This window comes from Modestobacter marinus (assembly GCF_011758655.1).
Classification (GTDB): Bacteria; Actinomycetota; Actinomycetes; order Mycobacteriales; family Geodermatophilaceae; genus Modestobacter; species Modestobacter marinus.
Window position 1 is genome coordinate 2,158,229 of sequence record NZ_JAAMPA010000001.1, and the last position, 23,204, is coordinate 2,181,432.

Annotated in this window: 18 protein-coding genes; 6 read left to right on the plus strand and 12 right to left on the minus strand. The window is 72.7% G+C overall.

The genetic code is table 11. The annotated features are described in order from the left end of the window. Positions 1–16 precede the first annotated feature (16 nt). Positions 17–2,851, minus strand: coding sequence for a stealth conserved region 3 domain-containing protein (locus FB380_RS10330; RefSeq protein WP_166754969.1), 2,835 nt, complete (start codon positions 2,849–2,851; stop codon positions 17–19). Continuing rightward, positions 2,848–3,663: a hypothetical protein gene (locus FB380_RS10335; RefSeq protein WP_166754970.1), complete on the minus strand. Its 816-nt coding sequence runs from the start codon at positions 3,661–3,663 to the stop codon at positions 2,848–2,850. Before FB380_RS10335 ends, FB380_RS10330 begins: the two co-directional genes overlap by 4 nt. A 462-nt stretch (positions 3,664–4,125) precedes the next feature. Between FB380_RS10335 and FB380_RS10340 the strand changes: the two genes are divergently transcribed. Together FB380_RS10340 and FB380_RS10345 are read left to right on the plus strand one after the other, a co-directional pair. Then, positions 4,126–5,430: a peptidoglycan DD-metalloendopeptidase family protein gene (locus FB380_RS10340; protein WP_166754971.1), complete on the plus strand. Its 1,305-nt coding sequence runs from the start codon at positions 4,126–4,128 to the stop codon at positions 5,428–5,430. A 109-nt stretch (positions 5,431–5,539) separates the two neighbouring features. Further along, positions 5,540–6,805: an acyltransferase family protein gene (locus FB380_RS10345; protein ID WP_166754972.1), complete on the plus strand. Its 1,266-nt coding sequence runs from the start codon at positions 5,540–5,542 to the stop codon at positions 6,803–6,805. Here the strand turns inward: FB380_RS10345 and FB380_RS10350 are convergent. The 8 genes from FB380_RS10350 to FB380_RS10385 form a co-directional block, all read right to left on the minus strand. Further along, the gene (locus tag FB380_RS10350; RefSeq protein WP_166754973.1) at positions 6,751–7,572 is read right to left on the minus strand and encodes a CDP-alcohol phosphatidyltransferase family protein; all 822 of its coding nucleotides are present in this window, start codon (positions 7,570–7,572) and stop codon (positions 6,751–6,753) included. The two genes, FB380_RS10345 and FB380_RS10350, sit on opposite strands and share 55 nt — an antisense overlap. Then, a complete protein-coding gene (locus FB380_RS25965; RefSeq protein WP_166754974.1) occupies positions 7,569–8,801 on the minus strand; it encodes a CDP-glycerol glycerophosphotransferase family protein in 1,233 nt (410 codons plus the stop codon). The genes FB380_RS10350 and FB380_RS25965 overlap by 4 nt, the downstream gene beginning before the upstream one ends. 39 nt (positions 8,802–8,840) lie before the next feature. Then, a complete protein-coding gene (locus tag FB380_RS10360) occupies positions 8,841–9,719 on the minus strand; it encodes a glycosyltransferase family 2 protein (protein WP_166754975.1) in 879 nt (292 codons plus the stop codon). Positions 9,720–9,723: 4 nt separating this feature from the next. Beyond that, positions 9,724–11,220, minus strand: coding sequence for a bifunctional cytidylyltransferase/SDR family oxidoreductase (locus FB380_RS10365; RefSeq protein WP_166754976.1), 1,497 nt, complete (start codon positions 11,218–11,220; stop codon positions 9,724–9,726). 467 nt (positions 11,221–11,687) lie between these two features. Beyond that, a complete protein-coding gene (locus FB380_RS10370) occupies positions 11,688–13,058 on the minus strand; it encodes an acetamidase/formamidase family protein (RefSeq protein WP_166754977.1) in 1,371 nt (456 codons plus the stop codon). A gap of 112 nt (positions 13,059–13,170) precedes the next feature. Continuing rightward, a complete protein-coding gene (locus tag FB380_RS10375; RefSeq protein WP_166754978.1) occupies positions 13,171–13,905 on the minus strand; it encodes a PIG-L deacetylase family protein in 735 nt (244 codons plus the stop codon). Continuing rightward, on the minus strand, positions 13,905–15,020 hold the full coding sequence (locus FB380_RS25445) for a GGDEF domain-containing protein (protein WP_166754979.1): 1,116 nt from the start codon (positions 15,018–15,020) through the stop codon (positions 13,905–13,907). Before FB380_RS25445 ends, FB380_RS10375 begins: the two co-directional genes overlap by 1 nt. A gap of 76 nt (positions 15,021–15,096) precedes the next feature. Beyond that, positions 15,097–15,384 (minus strand): chorismate mutase, encoded by a 288-nt coding sequence (locus tag FB380_RS10385; protein WP_166754980.1) that lies wholly within the window; start codon positions 15,382–15,384, stop codon positions 15,097–15,099. Positions 15,385–15,704: 320 nt separating this feature from the next. On the opposite strand from FB380_RS10385, the gene pcrA reads away from it, so the two are divergent. Beyond that, the gene (pcrA, locus tag FB380_RS10390) at positions 15,705–17,996 is read left to right on the plus strand and encodes a DNA helicase PcrA (RefSeq protein WP_166754981.1); all 2,292 of its coding nucleotides are present in this window, start codon (positions 15,705–15,707) and stop codon (positions 17,994–17,996) included. A gap of 156 nt (positions 17,997–18,152) precedes the next feature. Here the strand turns inward: pcrA and FB380_RS10395 are convergent, their stop codons facing one another. Next, on the minus strand, positions 18,153–19,109 hold the full coding sequence (locus FB380_RS10395) for a M23 family metallopeptidase (RefSeq protein ID WP_229682136.1): 957 nt from the start codon (positions 19,107–19,109) through the stop codon (positions 18,153–18,155). 256 nt (positions 19,110–19,365) lie between these two features. After that, a complete protein-coding gene (locus FB380_RS25450; RefSeq protein WP_166754982.1) occupies positions 19,366–20,280 on the minus strand; it encodes an alpha/beta fold hydrolase in 915 nt (304 codons plus the stop codon). A gap of 161 nt (positions 20,281–20,441) precedes the next feature. Between FB380_RS25450 and FB380_RS10405 the strand changes: the two genes are divergently transcribed. From FB380_RS10405 to sucC, 3 genes are all read left to right on the plus strand, one after another. Beyond that, the gene (locus tag FB380_RS10405; protein ID WP_229682135.1) at positions 20,442–21,476 is read left to right on the plus strand and encodes a hypothetical protein; all 1,035 of its coding nucleotides are present in this window, start codon (positions 20,442–20,444) and stop codon (positions 21,474–21,476) included. A gap of 48 nt (positions 21,477–21,524) precedes the next feature. Further along, complete coding sequence (gene icmB / locus FB380_RS10410) at positions 21,525–21,935, plus strand: coenzyme B12-dependent isobutyryl CoA mutase small subunit (protein ID WP_166754983.1); 411 nt, start codon at positions 21,525–21,527, stop codon at positions 21,933–21,935. A 105-nt stretch (positions 21,936–22,040) separates the two neighbouring features. Next, positions 22,041–23,204, plus strand: coding sequence for an ADP-forming succinate--CoA ligase subunit beta (gene sucC, locus FB380_RS10415; protein WP_166754984.1), 1,164 nt, complete (start codon positions 22,041–22,043; stop codon positions 23,202–23,204).

Genomic DNA, 23,204 nt, shown 5'->3' on the forward strand with positions numbered 1-23,204 from the left:
CCCGCGGCGAGGCGCCTCAGCTCTCGTAGCGGCCCGGAAAGGGCCAGTAGGCCTGGAGGAACGAGCGGACCATGTCGTCGACCTCTTCCTCTGGCAGCCCCGTGTCGTGGAAGTCCCCGATGGAGAAGACGTCGAAGTTGCGCTCCGTGAGGAGTTGCCCCAGTCGTCGGCCGATGTCGTCGCCGCCCAGTCCGACGTATGCCGCTCGGATGTTCCCGTACACGGCTTGACCTGTAAGAAGGCCGTAGTGCTGGACCAGTGAGGAGGTGACCGACAGGTCCTCGTCGTGACGGAAGGGATGCCCGGCTGTGAGGGCGTACTCGACCGGGTATCGCTCCTCCAACTCGGTCAGCAGCGACCGACGCATGGGGTGTGCCACGTGCAACATGCCATTCGTGATCGTCCGGCCGAAATCCCGCCGTAGCAGCGCGCGGTTGTTCAATGCGGCGCGCACGTGCGGCGGCGCCTCCCCAGAGGGGAAGCCGACCAGCGTCGGTGACTTAAAGACCCGGGGAAGGCCGCCCGGCGTGAAGAACATGTCGGGCGAGACGGGTCGGCCGAAGAAGACGTCGTCGTTGACGTACAGGAAGTGGTCCGCCAGTCCGTCGATGTGATGGAGCTGTGACTCGATCGCGTGTGAGTTGAAGGTGGGCAGGTCAGCGGGTCGTTGGAACAGATCTCGGTGGTCGACGATCGTGAGGCCGGGATGGTCTTCGGCGACCCAGCTGGGCACCTGGCCGGCAGTCACGAGGAAGACGTGTCGGACCCAGGGTGCGTGGTATTCCAGGGATCGCAGCGAATACCGCAGCTCGTCACGCGACCGATAGCGTGCCTCGCTGTCCGCCTCGAGGTGGAGACGTCCGCCCGCCTCCGCCCGTCGGCTGCGCCTCGTGGTCAGCCACGCTGGGTCACTGCCGTCGACCCAGGTGTAGACGGCGTCGATGTCGAAGGTGACGGTGTCGACGGAGGTGAACCCGGACAGCCGGGACAACTCGGCCACGGGAACTCCACCGTGTGTGACCGTGGTCCGCTCGGTCAGCCACTCCCACGGTATCTCTGACACGATCCCCTCCCCGTGGCCGACCAAGTGATCACCCTCGTCATGCCAGAACGCCAGATCGCATCCCAATTCGGCCCCGTAGAGGAGGGTGCGCTGAGGGTCGGCCCACCGCCGGAAGAGGCGTACTCGTGTGGGTTCGGAGCGCCAGAAGTCGTAGGCCTCGTCGGTCAGCACTCCTCGGCTGGCCCTACCATTCTGATCCACCGCAGCGACGTACAGCCCGCCGACGTCTGCGGCCCGGGACAGGGCCTCGGCGATCCGGCGGCGGTCGCGATCCGGAACGACTATGGTCGTCCGGGCCCCAGGCCCGGGCAGCCGGAAACCGGGCGACCCGGTGACGGCGATGGCCTCTACGGCGATTCGCAGGTTCTCCTGCCGGGCGTCCTCAGGGAGCAGTGCGGTGTTCGCCGCGACCTCGGAACCGGCTAGGAGCAGTATCTTCTCCCGGGATGACGGTCTGAGTGGCTGATCCACAGTGTCGGTGCCCGTGGTCCCGCTGGGAGCCGCCGGCGGGACAAGCGGTGTGTCGATGACCACGTCGTCGGCTGCGTCCCGTCGAGACGGACGATGGCGCGGCGGGTCGAGCGTTCGGCGGATCACCCGCTCGAGACGCGTCTCGCCGTCACGGACGTCGGCCAACAGGTCGAGGAAGTGCCCCTCCCAAGTCTCGGCGATCGTCTCGGCGGCGAAGGCACGGGCACGGAGTCTCGCTGCCTCGCCGAGTGCCTGCCGCCGCTCGCCGTCCCGGACGAGCGAGATCAGAGCCGTCGTCAGTTCGCCGACGTTACCGTTCTCGACGAGCAGTCCGTCGACGCCGTGAGTGATGAGCTGGGCGGGGCCGTTCGGGCATGCGTAGCTGACGACGGGTGTGCCAGCCGCCATGGCCTCTTGGATCACCAAGGAAAGGCCCTCGTTGCGTGAGGACAGAGCCGCAATGCTCGCGGCCGCCCACTCCGCGCTCATGACGGAGCTCGGACCCATGATCTCCACCTGATCGGTGAGCTGTTTGCGTGAGATCTGCCGTCGCAGGGCGGGCTCCTGGGGACCGCTGCCGAACAACCGCAGCGTCCACTGCGGATGGGCCTCAGCTATGGGCGCGAACGCATCGATCAGGTGGTCGAACCGCTTCTCAGCTGTCAACCGGCCTGCAGCGACGATGAGCGGGCGCTTGTGGCCGCTGACCGGCCGCAGATCGGGCGTCAGGGGGTTGAGCACCTGGATCAGGGTGGGGGCTGCAGAGCCCCAGGCATCACGGAAGTGCTCCACGGAAGGAGTCGTGAGGAAGGCGACCGCGTCGACGCGTGGACCATGGCTCATCAGGGGTGCCAGCGTCGCCCCTCGGCGTTCGGACGTCCGGTGCTCCTGGTGTACCACCACGACCCGATGAGGTGCCAGCTCCGAACCGATCGCCAGCAGGGCAGGCGTGGTGGTCACCAGCACGTCGCAGTCCAGCTCCCTCAGCCAGCGAGTCATCGCGAGGTCCGTGAGCTGGCTGAAGGCAGACTCCCAACCGCCGGGGATCAACCTGGACGGAGCTGCATGAAGCTCCTCCAGCCTCCTGGGCGGCAGGTCGACTCCCTCGACCGCTGACGGCAGGCCCTCGGCGTCCGTTCGAACGAGGACCCGATGGGCCACGGCCGTCGGTATGGGGAAGAACGGCTCTGGCCGCGACGAGATCACCCCGACGATCTCTACCTGGTGGCGGTGGGCCATGGCCTCGGCCTGCGTGATGATGCTTCGTTCGGTGCCGCCCATCTCGAACGGCCAGGTGAGCAGGTAGACGATCTTCATCCTCGCGGCGCTGCCTGCTGGTTCGTGTCGATCTCCACTGCTAGGTACCGGTCCTTCGTGAAGTAGGGGCGGAACACCAGGACGGGGCCGGTCGCCGGAGGTTGGTAGCTGGAGGTGACGTACCGGTAGACCCGCCGCGGATCGCTGACGTCCCGAGCGGTGCGCCCGCATCGAGTAAGTCCATCGGAGCTCTGTACGAAGACGTCCCAAACCGACGTGGGCGTGCTCACCGCCTCCTGGGCGACCTGGTCCAAGGGCACGGTCACTGCCGCGGTCCGGTCGGTCAGGGCGAGCGGGACGGAGACCCGGCCCGTACCGCCACGCTGGGCGAGGACCAGTGCGGTGGGTTCTGGCCCGGACCACCGGACGAGCTCAACCGTCAGTGCCAGCCGCCCCGGCTCGCTCACGAGCTCCGATACCTCGACGCTCGTGGGCGCGGCGGCCACCCGCAAGGCCGCCAGCCCATCCGCGGTGCGGTATGGGGTGATGATTAAGCCGCTGCTCCCGGCCACGGGGCTGGCGGGGGGGACCGGGTACAGCTGTGCGCGCTCGCCCAGTCGCAAACGCACGGGCGAGTGGCCCGGCGCCCTCACCGCCAGGTCCCAGATGCCCTCGTCTTGAGCGGTCAGGAGGTCCGCGAGCGATCCAGCGGCGAGCAGGGCACTCGGTCGCGCCTGCTGCCCGATCATGTCGGCGAGCGTCGGTGCGGGCAGAGGTCGGACATCCCGGTGCTTGCGGCGAACTGCCACGAGCTCAGCCCCCGGCCAGGCCGGCACGTCGGCGGAGATCCACAGGTCGTCTCCGTTGATCACCGCCAAGTAGGTGATCTCACGCGGCGCCGGGGTCTCCGAGGTCTTAAGCCGTGCCCTCGCACGACACAGCACTCTGCGTCGTGCCTCTCGAGCCATCCGTCTTACGATCTTGACCAGCCTCCCCCGACGTCGAGCCGGGATGGTACCCACGAGTGGACGACGCCACCGAGATCCGGTGGGGCGGCGAGCCGCTCAGCCCGGATGCTCCGGCGCCGGAGCCACGACCCGCCACGGCCCCGCCGTCCCGGTCTCGTAGACAGTTGCTGCGTCAGTCGTATGCACATCCGGATTGCACTGCGGGCACTCGGGCTGGTGCGCGGCTGTGGGACGGCGGCGACGCGCTGAGCAGTCTCGATCCGCTCGGCTCGACAGCTGGCCGGAAGAGGAGGGCGCCACCGGTCCAGCTCAAGACCGCTCCTCATCGGCCGAACTCTCCCCTGACCTTTCTGGAGAGGACACCGCATGTTCGCGCTGCACCTGTCGCGCCGCTCGATGGCCGCGCTGGCCGTGTCGCTGGTCGCTGTGATCGCCGCACCGGAGGCGGTCCCCGGCGCGGCGGCGGCTCGCGCCGAAACGACCACTGCGGCCGCGACCCAGGTCACCTGGGTGCCCAGCGCCGCGCGGCCCTTCAGCGACCCGGTGTGGTTGCCACTCCGTGAGCCGGCGCGGGTGTCCTGCACCTACACCAACTGCCCCGGGCCCTACCACGGCTACTGGGCGTTGGACCTGCTCGGTGACCAGGGCGACCCGATCCACGCGGCCGGCGCGGGGATCTTCCACATCGGCTCCCTGGACACCTCCTGCCGGACCAGCACGGCGGAAGCCGCCGGGACGTGGGTCTGGATCGACCACGGGGGCGGCGTCGTCACGAAGTACACCCACCTCGACACGGTCACGGCGCGTGAGGGTCAGCTGGTCACACCGTCCACCCGGATCGGCACGATGGGGCACAGCGGCGACGTGCTGCCGTGCACGACCAACTACCTGCACTTCGAGGTGCGCACCGGGGGCATCAAGGGCAAGCGGGTGGACCCGGGGCCGCTGTGGGGCTGCGAGGGCACGACCCGACGCGCCTTCCCGACCGTCTGGGGGCACGCCTCCTGGAACGACATCCCCAAGGTCACCCGGTCGACCCCGGCACTGGACAACGGCTGCCTCCCGACCAGCACCGTCACCTCCAGCGAACCGGCCGCCGTCGCAGTCCGGCGAGGCGACAGGACCGCCCGGGTGGCCTGGACGCCGCCCGCCTCGCGAGCTGTTGCCGTGGACCGGTACGTGATCTCCCAGGAGCTCTGGGGGCCGAGCTTCCAGGGCTGGCACCCAGCGACCTATCGCTCGGTCCCGGCCGGGCAGCTGGCCACCAACTTCCGCGGGCTGGACAACGGCCGCCGGTACCGCTATCGAGTGCTGTCCCACACGAGCGTCGGCAACAGTGCGTGGACGAGGTTCGTGGAAGCAGTGCCGGCCACCGTCCCGGTGGCTCCTGGAACGGATCGGCAGCTGACCGCCGGGCGGAGCTACGTCCGGTTCGGCTGGTGGAACGGCACCGCACAGGGAGCGCCGATCACCTCGTACACCGCGGCGATCCGCCGTCAGAAGGCCACCGGCTGGACCGCCTGGAGCTACGTGACCGTGCCCGGGAACGTGCGGACGTACCGATGGGACGGGCTGCGTCCCGGCACGACCTACCAGGTGACGGTGCGCGCGGACTCCGACGTCGGACCCAGTCGGTGGGGCCGCTTCCGGGCGCTCACCACCACGCCCTGACGCGCGTGCCTCGGCCCTGATGGCGGGAACAGTCGTCACGTCCGTCTCGTCCGACCCGCCTCTCCCGTAGCGGGCCCGGGTGCGGCGTCCGTCCGGTGATACTCGCGGCATGGTCCTCCAGCAAGCCCCTGCTCGACCGCACTCGGAGACCCCCGACCGGGGTGTTCTGAACCGCGGGCGGCCGCAGCAGGCCGGGCCGAGCCGACTGCGTGCCCTGGACGGCCTCCGGCTGCTGGCCGCCCTGTCCGTGGCGGTCTACCACTACCTCGCCTACGAAGGTGCGGCTCCGGCCTGGGGCCAGGCGCCGAGCAGCCTCTTCCCCCAGTGGTCGGGGGCCGCGGCCTACGGGTGGCTCGGCGTCGAGGTGTTCTTCGTCATCAGCGGGTTCGTCATCTGCATGAGCTGCTGGGGACGCTCCCTCGGCGACTTCTTCCGGTCCCGCGTCACCCGGCTCTACCCGGCGTACTGGGCCGCGGTGGTGCTGACGACCGTCGTGGTCACCGTGACGCCCGCGATCGGTCAGGACATCCCGTTCACCGATGTGCTGGTGAACCTCACGATGTTGCAGGACGCGGTGGGGGCGGACCGTGTCGACGGCGTCTACTGGACCCTGTGGGTCGAGCTGCGGTTCTACCTGCTGTTCGCGCTGCTGGTCTGGGGCGGGCTCACCTTCCGCCGGGTGCTGGCCTTCTCGCTCATCTGGACGGTCGTGGCTGCGCTCGCGCGTACCGCCGACAGCGAGTTGCTGACCCTGGTCGCCATGCCGAAGTACGCGCCCTACTTCCTCGTGGGCATCGGGATCTACCTGGTCCACCGGTTCGGCGACCACCTGCTGAGCTGGCTGGTCATCGGGGTCAACGCGATCCTGAGCTACCACTACGCGGTCCTGCGCATGGACCACCAGGCGGAGGACGTCGTCCACCAGCCGCTGAGCCGGCTGATCGTCGGGCTGGTGCTGTTCGGGGGGATCGCCCTGGTGGCGGCGATCGCCCGGGGGCACCTCGGCTGGGTGCGCTGGCGGTGGGTGAGCTACGCGGGCGCCCTGACGTACCCCTTCTACCTGCTGCACGACTACATCGGCTTCGCCCTGATCAACTGGCTCTACGACCGCGTCGGGGTCTCGGCCTACGCGGTGCTGCCCGTGACGGTGACGGCCATGCTGGTCCTGGCTTGGCTGGTCCACCGCCTCGCCGAGAAGCCGCTGGCCCGCTGGCTGAAGGTCCGGCTGACGTCCGGCGCGATGACCCTGGACCCCCGCGACCTGCTGTCACGGCGCCGACCGGTGCCCGCTGCGACGCCGGACGCAGCCACCCCGGGCGCTCAGGCCGCCGGGCCGGGGCGGAGCCGGGACGAGGTGACGATCGCCAGGAAGTGACCGGCGACGGCCAGCAGCGAGGCTGGGATGAGCACCAGGAGAAGCACCTGGGTGCCGGTCAGGTCGCCGACCACCAGGTCGACGACGGCGGCGACCAGGATGATGATGCTCAGCTCGATCGAGTGGTACAGCCGGTGGAACGGGACGAACCGGGCCAGCCGGCGCAGCCGGGCCAGTCCGCTGGTCCGCGGGGCCGTCGTCGCCTCGTCGTCCGCGGCGCGGGGGAGCCCGGCTGCGGCGCGGGAGACGTGCACCATGTCGTTGAGCGACTTGTTGAGCACGATGACCACGGCCAGCAGCGCCCCCAGGGTCGTCCAGCCGTAGCCCTGCCCGTCGGACAGCTCGTCCAGACCACCCGCGGCGCGTGCCCCCAGGGCGAGGGGGATCAGCGACTCGGTGCCGTAGTGGCCGACCCGGTCCAGGAAGACGCCCAGCGGGCTGGACGTGCCGCGCCACCGCGCGACCTCGCCGTCGCTGGCGTCCCAGAGCATCTGCATCTGGGTCAGCAGCACGGCGAGCACCGCGCCACCCAATCCCGGCAGCAGCAGGGCTGGGCCGGCCGCGAAGCCGGTCACGATCATCAGCGCCGTCACGGCGTTGGCCGACAGCCCGGCCCGGACGAGCGCCCGGGTGAGGTAGGGCGAGATCTGCCGCATGTACAGGTCGCCCGTCCAGTGCTCGGCGCTGCGCCGTCCCCGGATCGCCGGTGGCTGGGTGACCTCGCGGAGCTGCGCGATGCTGGGCCAGGCCGGCCGCGGAGCCGTCACTGCAGGGCCTCCTTCGCGCGGATCCGATCGTCGTCCCGGGCGGTCAGCACGTCCTGGCAGGCGTCCAGGAACCGGCCCAGTGCCGCCGCGGGGTCACCGCCACCCAGGTAGTGCTCGACGAGGGCGCCCCGCGCTGCCCGCTCCGGGTCGTCCTCCAGGCACCGGCGCACCAGCTCGGCCGTGTCCGCGGCCGCTGTCTGCGCGAGCCGCGGGGTGGCCGCCAGCAGCGGGGAGGGTGGCACCACGGCACCGGCCTCGGCCGGCTCCGTGACCACCAGGGGTCGGCCCGTGGGCAGCCACTCCACCGCGACCGAGGACACGTCGGTGATCAGCAGGTCCGCGTCACTGAACGCCTCGGTCAACGGCCCTCCTGGGTCGAGGACGCTGCCGGTGGCCTGGACGGCGGGTTCGTCGAACACCCGGCGGAGGGCGGCGTCGGCCTCGGCCACGTCCCGCCGGTTCGCGCCGGTGCGCGGGTGCGGCCGGTAGACCACCCGCAGTCCCGCACCGGTCAGGGAACGCACCAGCGCCTCCCCGTGGGTCGGCACCGAGCTGTAGGCCATCGACGGCTGCCCGCCCTCCCAGGTGGGTGCGTACAGGACGGTCGGCCGTTGACCGGCGGGTCGGTGACGCTCCGCGATCGAGACCTGGGGCCGACCGATCCGGACCAGCCGGTCGAGGTCGAACCACATCAGCTCGCCGGCGATCCGGTCCACGGCGGCCTGCCCGGCGACGAAGGACCGGTCGTAGGCCTTCAGCTGGTTGGAGGCCGAGACCGCCTTGTCGCTCTCCCCGTGACCCAGGTACACGTGCGCGAGCGAGGGGTAGCGCAGCAGCTGGAAGTTGCGGGGGTGGTGGCTCACGTAGAGCGCCAGCGCGAGCCGGCCGCGGGAGACCAGGCCGTCGAGCGTCGCGGTGCGCGCCACGCAGTGCACCGGCAGGGTGGTCCCGGCCCGCAGCTGTGCGGTGGTCCGGCTGTCCTGGGTGATCAGCACGACGCCCTGCCGGCGGTCCAGGTGTTCCAGCGGGCGGAGCCACTGTTCGAGCTGGTAGGCGTTGCGCGGTGGCTCCGGGAAGAAGACGACGACGCGCTGGTCGAGAACCCGGCCGGTGAGCTGCGCGTCCTCGCCGATGGCGTCGGGCTCGCCCCCCGGCAGCAACCGGCGCCGGAGGAGGCGCCCGCCCCGCGCGCGGAGACGCCTGGCGGAGGCGGGAAGGGAGAGGTGCACCGAGGAACTCCAGACGATCGGGCCGTTCGGACGTGGTGGTCAGAGGACCGGCGGACGCCCGTGCCGTGTCATGCGGCGGACAGTGGCCCACCGCAGAGGTCTCCGGGGGCCCGCCGGGACCCGCCATCCTTCCAGCCACCCGCGGGACCAGCTGGACAGCGCGGCCGGGTTGCGTGCGGAGCGGACCACCTGCAGGGCGGTCCAGCTGAGCACGTAGGGGATGCCGCAGACCCAGGGCAGGTTGCGCCGGGCGAGCCAGACCCGATTGCGGGCGTTGAGCCGGAGGTAGTCGACGTGCCGGGTCTGGGAGGTGAGCGGGTGCTCTGCCGCGAGGTCCCCCGCGTACCAGACGGAGAACCCGGCGTCCCAGACCCGCCAGGCCAGCTCGATGCCCTCGTGGGCGTAGAAGAACGGTGCCGGCCAGCCGCCGGCGGACTCGAAGGCCGACCGGCGGACGACCAGGGCGCCTTCCCACACGGAGAAGGCCGGGCTCGAGCGGTGCCGGTCAGCGGCCCGCAGCCGGGGCGTCCAGCGGCGCGGGGCCACGCCTCCGCCCAGGACGTCGACCCGCGGCTGCAGCACCCCGAGCCGGTCGTCCGCGGCGAAGCGCCGGGCGGCGGCGGCCAGGAAGTGCGGATCGGGCAGGGTGGCGTCGTCGTCGAGGAAGAGGAGCAGGTCGCCGGCGACCTGGGGCACGCCGGCGTTCCGCCCGGCGGGGATGCCGACGTTCTCGCGCAGGGTCAGTCCCCGGGTCCACGTCGGGAGCCCGGTCGGCTGCCACCCGTTGCCGACCACGAGGACGTCCGTCTCCACCTCCTGCTGCCAGGAGAGCGAGGCGAGGGCGCGGGTGAGGTCGGCGGGGCGCCGTCCCTGGGTGAGGACCACCACGCCCACGACCGGGCGCTCGCTGTCCGGCACGCGGTCAGCCAACGGTGACGTCGTCCAGTTCGACGCCCTCGGGGAGGACGTCGCCCGGTTCCTCCTCGTGGATGACCGCAGCCGCGATGGCCGCGTCGAGGTGCGAGGCCAGCTTGTCCTCCCGACGCACGTCGACGACGTGCCCGGTCCACCCCGAGACCAGGACCTCCAGGGAGATGGCAGCGACCGCGTCGGAGGCCAGCAGGGAACTGGCCGGCTCCTGGCCGAAGGCCTTCGTGCGCATCGGGGTGCCGGTGCGCTCGGGGTTGACGCAGTTGACCCGGACGCCGTCACAGGCCCACTCGTCGGCCAGGGCCTGCGTCAGGTTCACGACGGCTGCCTTCGCGGAGGAGTAGAGGCTGTACCCACTCCGGCCACGGGTGTACGAGCTGGACGTGAACAGCAGCAGCGACCCCCGGGTGACCTGCAGGTGGGGCTGGAATACCTGGGCGATGTGGATGGGGGCCAGGTAGTTCACGTCGGTGGCGAGGTAGATGGTCTCCTCGCTGGTGTCCGAGAGCTCGCCGCGTGGCAGGACCCCGGCGGTGTTGACGACGAAGTCCACCCGGCCGGTGGTGGCGAGCACCTGCTCGCAGGCGGCGACGATGTCCGCTCGCCGCTCGACGTGGGTGCCCGTCGACGACCGGCTGAACGTCATCGCGGTCGCGCCGTACCCCTCGGCCAACCGGACGATGTCCTGGCCGATGCCGTAGGACCCCCCGAAGACGACGACGGTCTTGCCGTCCAGTGCGGCGCGGTACTCGGCGTCCGAGCGGGGACCGGGGGCGTCGTGGCTGTCGAGCTGGAAGAGCTTGTCGGCCAGGTACACGTCGATCGGCTCGGTGACCTTCATGTTCCGTTCTTCACCGCGGACGACGGCGATCGGCACCTCGGGCGCATACCGGAGGACGACGGTGCAGTCGTCCGTGGCCTCGAAGTCCGGGTCCTCGGTGGCGACGGAGTAGGCCCGGCGGATCACCGAGAGCCGGAAGCACTGCGGCGTCTGACCACGACGGAGCAGCGGCCGGCGCAGGACGTCCTCGATGGTGTCGCCGGCTCCGCCGTCGACCTGGATGATCGTGTCGGCCGACGGGATGGCGGTGTCCACCGCCTCGTACTCGGCCAGCGCGGCGACGCAGTCCGCGATGACCCGCTGGCTCAGCAGTGGCCGGACCGCGTCGTGCAGCAGCACGTTGCACTCCTCGTCGCCGAGGGCGTCCAGCGCCCGGCGCGTGGTGGCGTTCCGCGTCTCGGCGCCTTCCAGGACGCGGGTCACCTTCGGGTAGGTGCCTGGGCGGAGGATCGCCTGGACGGCGTCGAGGTGACCCGGCGTCATCATGACGACGATCTCGTCGACGTGCGGCGAGGCCTGCAGGACCCCGATGGTGTGCTCGATGATCGGCTTGCCGGCGACCTTGATCAGCTGCTTGGGGATCGACAGGCCGACTCGGGAACCCGTACCGCCTGCCAAGACCACCGCGACGTTACGGAGGGAGGACACCGCCCGACCATAGGTCGGCGGAGATCCGCATCCCGGAACGGTCCGTCACGGGCGGGTCAGGCGTGGCCACCTGCTCCTCCTGTTGCGCATGAGCAAGCAGATGCGGGCGACGCACTGCAGAGCATCAGCCGTTCAGCAGGTGCTCACCTGGACGACGTCCTGCCGCCCTCCACTCTGCGCATGCTGACCCGTATGGCAGAACCGCGACCGACGACCTGTGCGGCGTGCGCTCACCAGTCCGCGGCGCACCTGCACTGCCGGCCGGGGACGGACTGTGGACTGTGCGACTGCCGAAGACTCCGTCGCCCGGCCGCACAGGTCGCCTCCTGGCTGTGGGCGACCCTGCGCAGGCGTCGGGCTCGGTCAGGTTCGTCGGTCCGGTCAGGCGGTCTGCGCCTCCAGGAGGACGTCGGACTGGCCGCCGCTGGGTCGGCCCCGGGAGGCCGCGCGCCCGCTGGGGCGGGCCGTCAGCAGAAGTGCGCCTTCGGGATGACGCCGTGCACCCCGACCGTGCGGTCCACCACCTGGGAGACCTCGAAGTCGGCGGCCGCCGAGAGGTAGGCGTAGGCGACCGCGCGGTCCATGCCCAGGTCTGCCTCCAGGAAGTCCAGCGCGTTGACGACCGCCCGCCGGCTGGCGACGTCGAGGTCGCTGCCCTGCCCGTTGCGGGCCCCGTCGGGGTCGGACAGCCCGATCGGCACCCAGGCGTCCGGCGTCTCCCCGAACGGGTACCGGAAGGCGACCGACGGTGCGTCACCCGACCCCGGGCGGCACACGGTGAGCCGGTAGCTGATCCGGAGCGACCCCTCCATCGCGGTCAGGGCGACCTCGCCGTTGCCCATCGACATGTGCGGGTCGCCGGTGGAGAACAGGGCGCCCTCGGCGACGACCGGCACGTAGAAGGCGGACCCCACGTTGAGGTGCTTGACGTCGATGTTGCCGCCGCCGACGGTCGGCGGGATCGAGTTGACCAGCGGGTCGTTCAGCGTGGCGGCATCGCCGACCGTGGCGACCGCCATCAACCCGGCGAAGGGGTCCAGCGGCCAGCTGACCTCGCCCTTCGTGCCGACCGGGAGGTGCGCGGTGGGCACTCCGCGGCGACCACGGCGGACCGGGGTGAAGACCGAGACGTTGCCGTACTGCAGCGGGTCCCCGGTGGCCCGGCCGTCCGGCGTCCGGGGCATCGCCTCGGCCGGGCTGATCCCGGCGTCGGGGGAGAACTGGACGGCGAGCGCCCCCTTGCCGTGCCGGCTGGAGATGACGCCGTACGGGACCCGGGGCATCGCCGAGAGGGGCTCGATCTTCAGCACGTCGCCGGGTCGGGCGCCCTCGACGTGGACCGGGCCGGTGACGACGTGCGGGCCGTCGGCGTCGAAGTCGCGCGGGTGCCGGCTGTAGCCGGCCGCGATCGCGACGGCGTCGTCGAGCACCTGGTCGCGGGGCACGCCGCGACCGGCGAACCAGCCCGCCGGGTCGCGGCCCTGGTCCTCGAGCAGCCCCTCGTGGCTCACCGTGTCGATGGTGATCGTCTGCCCGGAGCGCATCCGGGCGACCGGTGCGTCGGTGGTGCGCGGCAGGTAGCCCCACAGCACCTCGTCCGGCCGGGAGGGCAGGTACACGTCACCGTCGATGGGACCGGTGCCGGGCTGGAGGACCTGGCCGGGCAGCCGGGTCCGGTGCCCACCGCCGGCCGCGGCCGGCGCGGCGGTGGCGACCCCGGCGGCCATGACGGCGCTGGTGGCCAGGGCCGCCTGGACGAAGGCGCGGCGGCCGAGCCCGCGTTCCAGCAGGCTCGCGGCGGTCGCGGGTTCCGGGCTCTCGTGGCGTGCGTCGGTCATGGTGTTCTCCCCGGGGCTGGGTGGGCGGCCCGGAGAGGTCTACGTGAGCTGTGTTACGGCTGTGCGGCCGGACGACCGGTGCGTTCCGGGCCGGTGTCCGAGCGCCTGTCCCTCACGCTGTGTGCACGACATGGAACGCTTCGGCCAGGCGGCCGTCCGGCAGGCCGTGGGTGCGCGCCGTCTGCCGCATCCAGCCGGTCACGAACTCCGCCAGCTGCCCCGCGGGCAGGTGGCTGACCTGGGTGACGTGGTGCGCCAGCGCGGCGAGCTTCCGGTCGACCACGTCGGTGACGTCGACGGCGTGGTCGGCGCGCGGGCTGGCGCCCATCCAGACCTCGGCGACGGTCCAGGCGTCCAGCCCCTCGTCGGCGAGCAGCTCGGGGAAGGCGAAGGGGTTGCGGGCGTCGGGGTAGACGGCGCGCAGCGTCGACTCGCCCACGGTCATGTGGTCGGGGTGGCTGGCGCCGATCCGCTCCCACAGGCGCTCGGGTGAGCTGGTGAGCACCCGCTGCGGCCGCACCTGCCGGATGACCCGGCTGATGTCGCGACGCAGGTCCAGGGTCAGCTCCAGCCGCCCGTCCGGGTAGCCGAGGAACCGGACGTCGGTGACCCCCACCGCGGCCGCGGCGGCCCGCTGCTCGGCCCGGCGCAGCGGCCCCATCTGGTCCCGCGGGGTGTCGTCGAAGCCCCCGGCGTCCCCGTCGGTGACGATGCAGTAGGTGACCTCGGTGCCGGTCGCCGTCCAGCCCGCCACGGTGCCCGCGCTGCCGAAGTCGACGTCGTCGGGGTGGGCGAGCACGCACAGGGCGCGCTCGACGTGCTCGGCAGGACCGGACGGGAGTGGCATCACCCGGCGGAGCCTAGGGTGACCGGCCGGGGCGCCGGCAGCGGCCGGTCGGGCCCGGCGCTGCTGGGCGCGGCGGCGACGACCCGGTCACGACCCGCGGCCTTCGCCGCGTACAGGGCCGCGTCGCAGGAACGCAGCAGGCCGCCGAGCGTGCCGTCCCCGCCGGTGGCGACGACGACCCCGGAGGAGATGGTGACCGGCAGCCCGGCCAGGGGCTCGGCGGACACCGCGAGCCGCATCCGCTCGGCGATCTGCACGGCGGCGGCACCGTCCCGGCCGGGCAGCAGCACGACGAACTCCTCGCCACCGACCCGGAAGGCGACGTCCCCGGCGCGCAGGCTGCGCCGCAGGCGCCGGGCGAGCTCGATGAGCACCTGGTCGCCGCGGTCGTGCCCGTGGGTGTCGTTGATCGACTTGAAGTGGTCGACGTCGCACATGACCAGGGCCAGCGACCCGCCGTCGTCGGCCGCCTCCTCCTGGGCCTGGGTGAACCGGTCGGCGAGGGTCAGCCGGTTGTACAGCCCGGTCATCGGGTCGAGCACGGCCTCGTCGCGGGAGTGCAGGTCCGCCGACGCCAGGTAGCGCGCCGCCACGGTCAGGCAGGTGAGCACGGCCGCGAGCGCGACCAGACCGACCGGTCCGGGGAGCGGGGGCACGGCCGGCAGGGCGTCGGCGGCCAGCACGGCGAGGCCGGCGAACAGGAAGGTGAGGGCCGCACCGGTGACCAGCACCGGTGGGCGGAAGCACACCGCCTGGCTGAACAGCGGGATGGTGAGCAGGACCAGGTAGGGGCTGGTGGCCCCGCCGGTGAGCAGGACGACGACGGCGAGGTTCAGCTGGAGGAGCACGAAGGTGGCGGCGACCACCGGCTCGGACGGGCGTCGCAGCCGGCGCTGCAGCAGCACCCCACCGGCCATCGTCAGCCCTCCCGCCACGAGCAGCAGGACCAGCGGCAGCCCGACCCAGGGGACGCCGGCGAGCTTGGCCACCGTGACTGCACCGCCGAACACGTACGGGCGACGGAAGCGCAGGCACATGTCGGCGAACCGGGTGCGGTCCCGCGCGCCGCCGCGCAGCCAGCGCATCGCTCGGGACCCGGCGCCAGGAGAGCTCACCCCACCTGGATCGGTCGTGCGCCACCGTTCGTTGAGGACGTCGTCGTCCCGGCCCCCTTTCGGGGGAGGGGCGGCATCAGAGCCGGCCGCGGCCCTGGCGCAGCAGCAGCATGCCGAGGCTCGCGCCGTCCGGCCCGAGGGCGGCGCGGAAGCGGGACAGCACCCGCTGCTCGCGGGACAGCGACAGCCGCATGCCGCCGGTCGCCGTGCGCAGCGAGCCGATCTCCTGGGAGATGGACAGCCGGCGCTGCACGAGCGCGATGATCTCGGCGTCACAGGCGTCGATCTCACCGCGCAGTGCGTCGATCCGCGCCGTGGGGTCCTCGACCGGAACGGCGGCGCTGGGGGAGAGGGTCGTGCTCATCGTGTCCTCCGGGGCGGGCAGGAGGCCGTCGGACCCGGAGAGACGAGAAACGCCCCGGGGCCGTGGGCCCGGGGCGTCGTGTGCGGTGGCTGATCAGCCAGCGAGTACGGACACCGGGACCCGGTGGCCGTAGGGGAACTCGCGATGCGTCAGCACGACGGGGATTGTGCCACAGCCCACGGTGCCGGGCCAGGCCCGACCGTCCCCGGCGACACGCGGAGAACCGGAGCTGTCGGTGTCCCGGCTTAGAGTGGCGGGGTCATGAACCCACCCCACGACGCCGCTCCGCCGGCGCTCCACGCTCGCGCAGGAGCCCCGGAGTGAGCAGCCCCCAGCACACCCTCCCGGGCACCGCCGCGCTCCCTCGGCAGACCTCCGGCCAGACCGGCCGTGAGCTGGACCGGATGCTCGCCGGCCTCAACGGCCCGCAGCGCGACGCGGTGGTCCACGAGGGCAGCCCGCTGCTCATCGTCGCCGGCGCCGGTTCGGGGAAGACGCGGGTGCTCACCCACCGGATCTCCTACCTGCTCGGCGCCCGCGGCACCTCGCCCGGGGAGATCCTGGCGATCACCTTCACCAACAAGGCCGCCGGGGAGATGAAGGAGCGCGTCGCCGCGCTGGTCGGTCCCCGGGCCCGGGCCATGTGGGTGTCGACGTTCCACTCGATGTGCGTGCGCATCCTGCGGGCCGAGGCCGCCAAGCTCGGCATGAAGAGCTCGTTCACCATCTACGACCAGGGCGACTCGGTCCGGCTGATGACGATGGTCGCCCGCGACCTGGACCTCGACGCCAAGCGGTATCCGGGCCGCAGCCTGGCCAACCAGGTGTCGAACCTGAAGAACGAGCTGGTCGACGAGGAGTCCTACGCCCCCCAGACGGCGCCGGAGAAGGTGCTGAAGGAGGCGTACACCCTCTACCAGCGGCGGCTGCGCGAGGCGCACGCCATGGACTTCGACGACCTGATCATGACCACGGTCCACCTGCTCCAGGCCTTCCCCGACGTGGCCGAGCACTACCGCCGCCGGTTCCGGCACGTGCTGGTCGACGAGTACCAGGACACCAACCACGCCCAGTACGTGCTGGTCCGCGAGCTGGTCGGTGGGCACGGCGGCCCGGTGCCGCCCGCCGAGCTGTGCGTGGTCGGCGACGCCGACCAGTCGATCTACGCCTTCCGCGGCGCGACGATCCGCAACATCGACGAGTTCGAGCGCGACTACCCCGACGCCACCACCATCGTGCTGGAGCAGAACTACCGCTCCACCCAGCGCATCCTGCGCGCGGCCAACCAGGTGATCGCCCGCAACACCGCCCGCCGGCCGAAGAACCTCTGGTCCGACGCCGGCGACGGCGAGCTGATCGAGGGCTACGTCGCCGACAACGAGCACGACGAGGCGGCCTGGGTCGCCGAGCAGATCGACGCGCTGACCGACGAGGGCACAGCGAGGCCTGCGGACATCGCGATCTTCTACCGCACCAACAACGCCTCCCGGGTGTTCGAGGAGGTGTTCATCCGGGTCGGCATGCCCTACAAGGTGGTCGGCGGGGTGCGCTTCTACGAGCGCCGGGAGGTCCGGGACGCGGTCGCCTACCTGAAGGTCATCGCGAACCCGGCCGACGTGGTCAGCCTGCGGCGGGTGCTGAACACCCCCAAGCGCGGGATCGGCGAGCGGGCCGAGGCGTGCGTCGAGCGGTTCGCCGACCGCGAGCGGATCCCGTTCGCCAGCGCGCTGCGCCGGTGCTCGGAGGTCGGCGACCTGGCCACCCGGTCGCTGAAGGCGATCCAGGAGTTCGTCGCCCTGCTGGAGGAGTTCGAGCAGCTGGTCGAGACCGGGTCCGGCCCGGCGGCGCTGCTGGAGAGCGTGCTGGACCGCACCGGGTACCTGGCCGAGCTGGAGGCCAGCACCGACCCGCAGGACGAGGGGCGGGTGGACAACCTCAACGAGCTCATCTCGGTGGCCGCCGAGTTCGAGGCGGCCAACCCCGGCGGCACCGTCACCGAGTTCCTCGAGCAGGTCTCGCTGGTCGCCGACGCCGACCAGATCCCGGTCAGCGGCGACGAGGCCGGGGTGGTCACGCTGATGACCCTGCACACCGCCAAGGGCCTGGAGTTCCCGGTGGTCTTCCTCACCGGCCTGGAGGACGGCGTCTTCCCGCACCTGCGGGCCCTCGGTGACCCGCGGGAGCTGGAGGAGGAGCGGCGGCTGGCCTACGTGGGCATCACGCGGGCGCGGCAGCGGCTGTTCCTCTCCCGCGCGACGGTGCGCACCAGCTGGGGGCAGCCGGCCTACAACCCGCCGTCCCGGTTCCTCGACGAGCTGCCGTCCGACGCCGTCCACTGGGAGCGGCTGGAGCCGGCGCCCAGCAAGCCGATGGGCTCGGCCCAGACGCGGGTCGCCTCGACCGGGCTCTCCACCGGGGGTCTCCGTGGCGGTGCGGGCAACCGGGCGGTGATCAGCGTCGACGTCGGCGACCGGGTCAGCCACGACGCGTTCGGTCTCGGCACGGTGGTCGAGATCAACGGCGCCGGTGACAAGGCCCAGGCCACGGTCGACTTCGGTTCCGGCGGCACCAAGCGGCTCGTGCTGCGCTACGCCCCGCTCGTCAAGCTCTGAGGCCCGGCCCCCGCGCCAGCGGGGGCCGGGCGGTCAGGGCTGGTCGTCGACCGGGAGCCGGCCACCCGGTCGACGCCGGAACGGCCGACGACCGGGCCGTCGGACGCGCGGCATCCGACCGGTCCTGACCACGAGGGTGGCGGTGCCGGCGGTGGGTCAGCCGACGGAGAGGCCCCGCTCGGCGAGCCACGCCTCCGGGTCGATCGGCTTGCCGTTCATCCCGCCCCGGTGGATCTCGAAGTGCAGGTGCGGCCCGGTCGACTGGCCCTGGTTGCCGACCTTGGCGATCTGCTCACCGGCCGAGACGACGTCCCCGGCTGCCACGTCGTAGTAGCGCATGTGGCCGTAGATCTGCACGTTCCCGTCGGCGTCCTGGATGTACACGGCGTTGCCGTAGCCCGATGCGGGGCCGGCCCGCAGCACGACGCCGTCGGCGGCCGCGAGGATCGGGGTGCCGAGCGGGGCGGCGAGGTCCAGACCCCAGTGCATGGTCCCCCAGCGCTGGCAGAAGCACGTGGTCAGCCGGCCGGCGGTGGGCACGACGAAGTCCGGCTCGCGGGCGGCCCGGGAGGCGGCGATCTCGCTCAGCCGGGCCTGGGCCTCCGCCTGGCTGATCTCCCCGCGCGCGCCCTCGACGTCCACGCCGCCGGCGAAGCTGGCGTCGGCCAGGCCCAGCCCGTAGTCGCTCCCGGAGGCCACCGGGGCGGGCTCCGGTTCGTTGAGGCCGCCCAGCAGCGAGGTGGCCAGGGCGCCGGCGACGGCGACGGCGAGCAGCAGGGGGGCCCGACGGCGCGGCGGGCGGGAGACCGCGCGGCGCACGGCGGCACGCCGCGCGCTCGGCGCGATCGTGTCGCCGGAGGAGGAGGAGGAGGAGGAGGAGGAGGAGGAGGAGGAGGGCTGGGCGTCGCTGGACAGCGCGTCCCCGGGCTGGTCGTCCTCGGGCTGGTCGTCTCCGGGAGCGCCGGGGGCGGCGTCCTGGGTGGCGGCCCACTCGCGGTCCCAGTCCCAGTCGTCGTCGAACTCGTCGGACCAGTCGCCGGGCGCACCGGCAGGGGCGGCGGCCGGACCGTTCGAGGACCGGGTGCGGCCCACGAGTTCTCGCAGAGGGGACAACGGGCACCTCTCCGGGCAGCACGCCGCGGGGGAGCCGGGCGTCGTCGGGCACCAGCCGGCCGCAGGGCTGCGGCTGGTGCTGGCACTGCGGTTGGGAACGCCGGCGAGGAATCCCATCGGTGTCATTCGCGACGCTACGGAGGGCGTGGAGGGGCCTCAACGACCTGACTGCGCGTGTCGACACCAGAAGCGATGAGTGACGACACCCGTCGTTGGCAGGTGTTGTCGTCGCGCTCGGATCGCGACGGCGGAGGTCTCAGGCGGCAGCGGCGGAGGTGTCGACGGCGGGGGTGCGCAGGCCCGCCAGGGTCGCGGCGACCTCGTCCACGACGCCGCGGTGGATGGGCAGGGACATGTGCCCCACGCCCGGCACGAGCACGTTGCGGGCCTGCAGATCGGGGTGGTCGCACCGGCCGGCCGACGACGGCACGACCATCTGGTCCAGGTCGCTGTAGACCGCCGTGACCCGGGTGCGGCACTCCGGTGCCGGGGCGGCGAGCTCCTGGAACAGGGCCGACCCCGGGCGCAGCTGGCGCACCAGGCGGGTGGGCAGGACGTGCGCCCAGCGGCTCCCGCCGTGGGGCGTCCCGAGGGTCACCAGCGACTCCACGCGTGCGTCGCCCCCCAGGCGCTGCACGAGGTACCGGGCGACCAGCCCGCCGAGACTGTGGCCGACCACGTGCACCCGGTCGTGGCCGGTCGCCCGGCAGATCTCCTCGATGTGCTGGCCCAGCGCCTCGGCCGCGCTCTCCACGTCGCGCAGCAGCGGGCTGTAGTTCCAGGTGCAGACCTGGGCGAAGCCCCGCCGGCGCAGGCCGCGGCGCATCACGGTGAACACCGAGCGGTTGTCGATCAGCCCGTGGACCAGCACGACGGGGATCCGGGCGGCGAGGGGGTCGGCGGCGAACAGGGCGCGGACCGCGGCGGGCTGCTCGCCGGGGCGGTAGCTCCCGTCCGGGCGCAGCCGCTCGGTGCGGGTGCCCAGGGGGTAGAGCAGGGTGTGGGCGCCCACCCAGGCCAGCTCGGTGAGGCTGCCGGTGAGCGCGGCCGGGGAGACCAGCCGCCGGAGGCCGGTGCGCCGCGCGGGCGGCGGCGTCGCGGGGACGTCGCTCCGCGCTCCGGCGCCGGGGGCATGCCAGGCTGGTGCAGAGGGCAGAACGGGCTCGTGCACGCCGTTCTCCCTCCCGTCCGCCTCGGCACCGCCGGGCGGCGCGCCATGAGCAGTGGTGTGCTCGGTTCAGGGGAACGTAATGCCCCGTTGTGGTGAACGTCACACACCCGACATGCGACACGCGCTCGCCGCCAGAGAGCCCGATCCGGAGGAGAACCCCAGTGCCCGCCCGTGACCGCGACCCCTCCCGCACCGGGGGACCCGACCGGCCGGCCTCCGCGGCCCGCCGCTCCGGGGGGCCCCGGTCCGGTGCCACCTCGCCGGCCACCCAGGACGACCTCGTCGTCGGGTCGGTCCCGGTGCTGGCCCGGGTCTGCGGGGTGCTCCTCCTGCTCGCCGGGCTGGCCGGCGCGGCGGCGGCGTTCCCGACCTACCTCGCGGTCGGCGGGGTGGCGGTGAGCCCGGTGCAGGGGCCGGTGGACGCCGTCCTCAGCCTCGTGGCGCCGGTCGCCTCGGTCGCGGTGGGCGCGGGGCTGGCCCTCGGCCGGGTGCCCCGGCTCGGCCTGGCGTACGCGGCGGTCACCGGCGCGCTGGCCGTGGGCCGGCTGCTGATCGAGCTGCACCGCGGGCAGGGGTCGACCACCCGGCCCGCGGTCGAGGTGCTGGCCGGCGACCTGGTGCTGACCAGCTCGGTGGAGATCGGCGTCGGCTGGGTGTTCGGGGTCGTGGCCCTGGGCCTCGCCGTCCTCGCCGGGCTGGCCGCCTTCGCCGCCTGGGGCCGCACCGTGATGGAGGACGGCGGGGCGCTGGACCCGCTGCGTCCGGTGCTCGCCGGCGCGGCGGTGCTCCTCGGCGTGGGCGCGGTGCTGTCCCTCGCGCTGCCGGCGGCCGACGTCCCGGACCAGGTGGTGACCGACCCGCTGACCGGGCTGGAGGTCGTCGTGGACCAGGAGGGGCCGCAGGCGCTGCTGGAGCGGCCCGGGCTGGCCCTGCTGGGTGGGCTGCTGCTGGCCGGTGCGCTCCTGCTGGCCGCCGCCGTCGCCCCGTCGCTGCGTCCCCGGCTCGCTGCCGTCGGCGGGCTGCTGGCCGTCGCCGTCTTCCTGCTGGACAGCGCGCTGACCGGGCTCCGGGACGCCTGGTCCAGCCCCGACCTGGAGTGGACCGTGCCGGGCGCCGCGCTGCTGGTGCTGGCGCTCGGCGCGCTGGGGCTCACCCTGCTGGCCTGGCGCGGGCGGCGCGCTCCCGCGCGGGGGTGACCGCTCGGGGGTGACGCAGGACACCCCCGCGCCCCTAGAGTCGCGGTCGTGGCAGCTGAGCGCATTCGTGTGGTGATCGCCAAGCCGGGCCTGGACGGCCACGACCGGGGCGCGAAGATCGTGGCCCGGGCGCTGCGCGACGCGGGCATGGAGGTCGTCTACACCGGGCTCCACCAGACGCCCGAGCAGATCGTGGACACCGTCGTCCAGGAGGACGCCGACGCGGTCGGGCTCTCGGTGCTCTCCGGCGCCCACATGACGCTGTTCCGGCGGCTCGCCGAGCTGCTCCGCGAGCGGGACGTCGACGACGTCGTCGTCTTCGGCGGCGGGATCATCCCCGAGGCCGACCTGCCGGAACTGGCCGAGCTGGGGGTGGCCCGGGTCTTCACCCCGGGTGCGAGCACCGAGGAGATCGTGGGCTGGGTCCGGGACCACGTGGGCGCGGGCGCCGAGGCCTGACCACCTCGCCCGGCGTCCGCTGGGCGGAAGAGACGGGTGAGACGTCCCCCTCGGTGGGAGGGCACCTGACGCGACGGGTCCCGGGGCGGGCTACGGTGCCTGCTCGTGGATCTCTTCGAGTACCAGGCCCGTGACCTGTTGGCCTCGCACGGCGTGCCCGTGCTCCCCGGCGGCGTCGCCGAGACGCCCGAGGAGGCGGAGGCGATCGCGCGCGAGATCTCCGCCCCGGTCGTCGTGAAGGCGCAGGTGAAGGTCGGCGGCCGCGGCAAGGCCGGCGGCGTGAAGCTGGCCGACGACCCCGAGACCGCCAAGGCCCGGGCCGAGGACATCCTCGGCCTGGACATCAAGGGGCACGTCACCCGCAAGGTGATGGTCGCCCAGGCCAGCGACATCGCCGAGGAGTACTACTTCTCCTACCTGCTCGACCGCTCCAACCGGACCTTCCTGGCCATGGCCTCGAAGGAGGGCGGCATGGAGATCGAGCAGCTCGCCGTCGAGCGCCCGGAGGCGCTGGCCCGCATCCCCGTCGACGCCTCGGTCGGCGTCGACGCGCAGAAGGCCGCCGAGATCGTCGATGCCGCCGGCTTCCCGGCCGAGGTCCGCGACCAGGTGATCGCCATCGCCGTCCAGCTGTGGGACGTCTTCAGCAAGGAGGACGCCACCCTGGTCGAGGTCAACCCGCTGGCCAAGGCGCCCGACGGCACCGTGCTCGCCCTGGACGCCAAGGTGACCCTGGACGAGAACGCCTCCTTCCGGCACGGCGAGCACGACGCCCTCGAGGACGTCGCCGCCGCCGACCCGCTGGAGGCCGCGGCCAAGGAGAAGGGCCTGAACTACGTCAAGCTCGACGGGCAGGTCGGGATCATCGGCAACGGCGCCGGCCTGGTCATGAGCACCCTGGACGTCGTCGCCTACGCCGGTGAGGAGTTCGGCGGCGTGCGCCCGGCCAACTTCCTCGACATCGGCGGTGGCGCGTCCGCCCAGGTGATGGCCGACGGGCTGGGCGTCATCCTCTCCGACCCGGCCGTGAAGAGCGTCTTCGTCAACGTCTTCGGCGGGATCACCGCCTGCGACGCCGTCGCCGACGGCATCGTCTCGGCGCTGGGCCTGCTCGGCGACGAGGCCACCAAGCCGCTGGTCGTGCGGCTGGACGGTAACAACGTGGAGGAGGGCCGGCGGATCCTCGCCGAGGCCGCCCACCCCCTGGTGACCGTGGTCGACACCATGGACGGCGCCGCCCGCCGCGCCGCCGAGCTCGCCGCAGCCTGA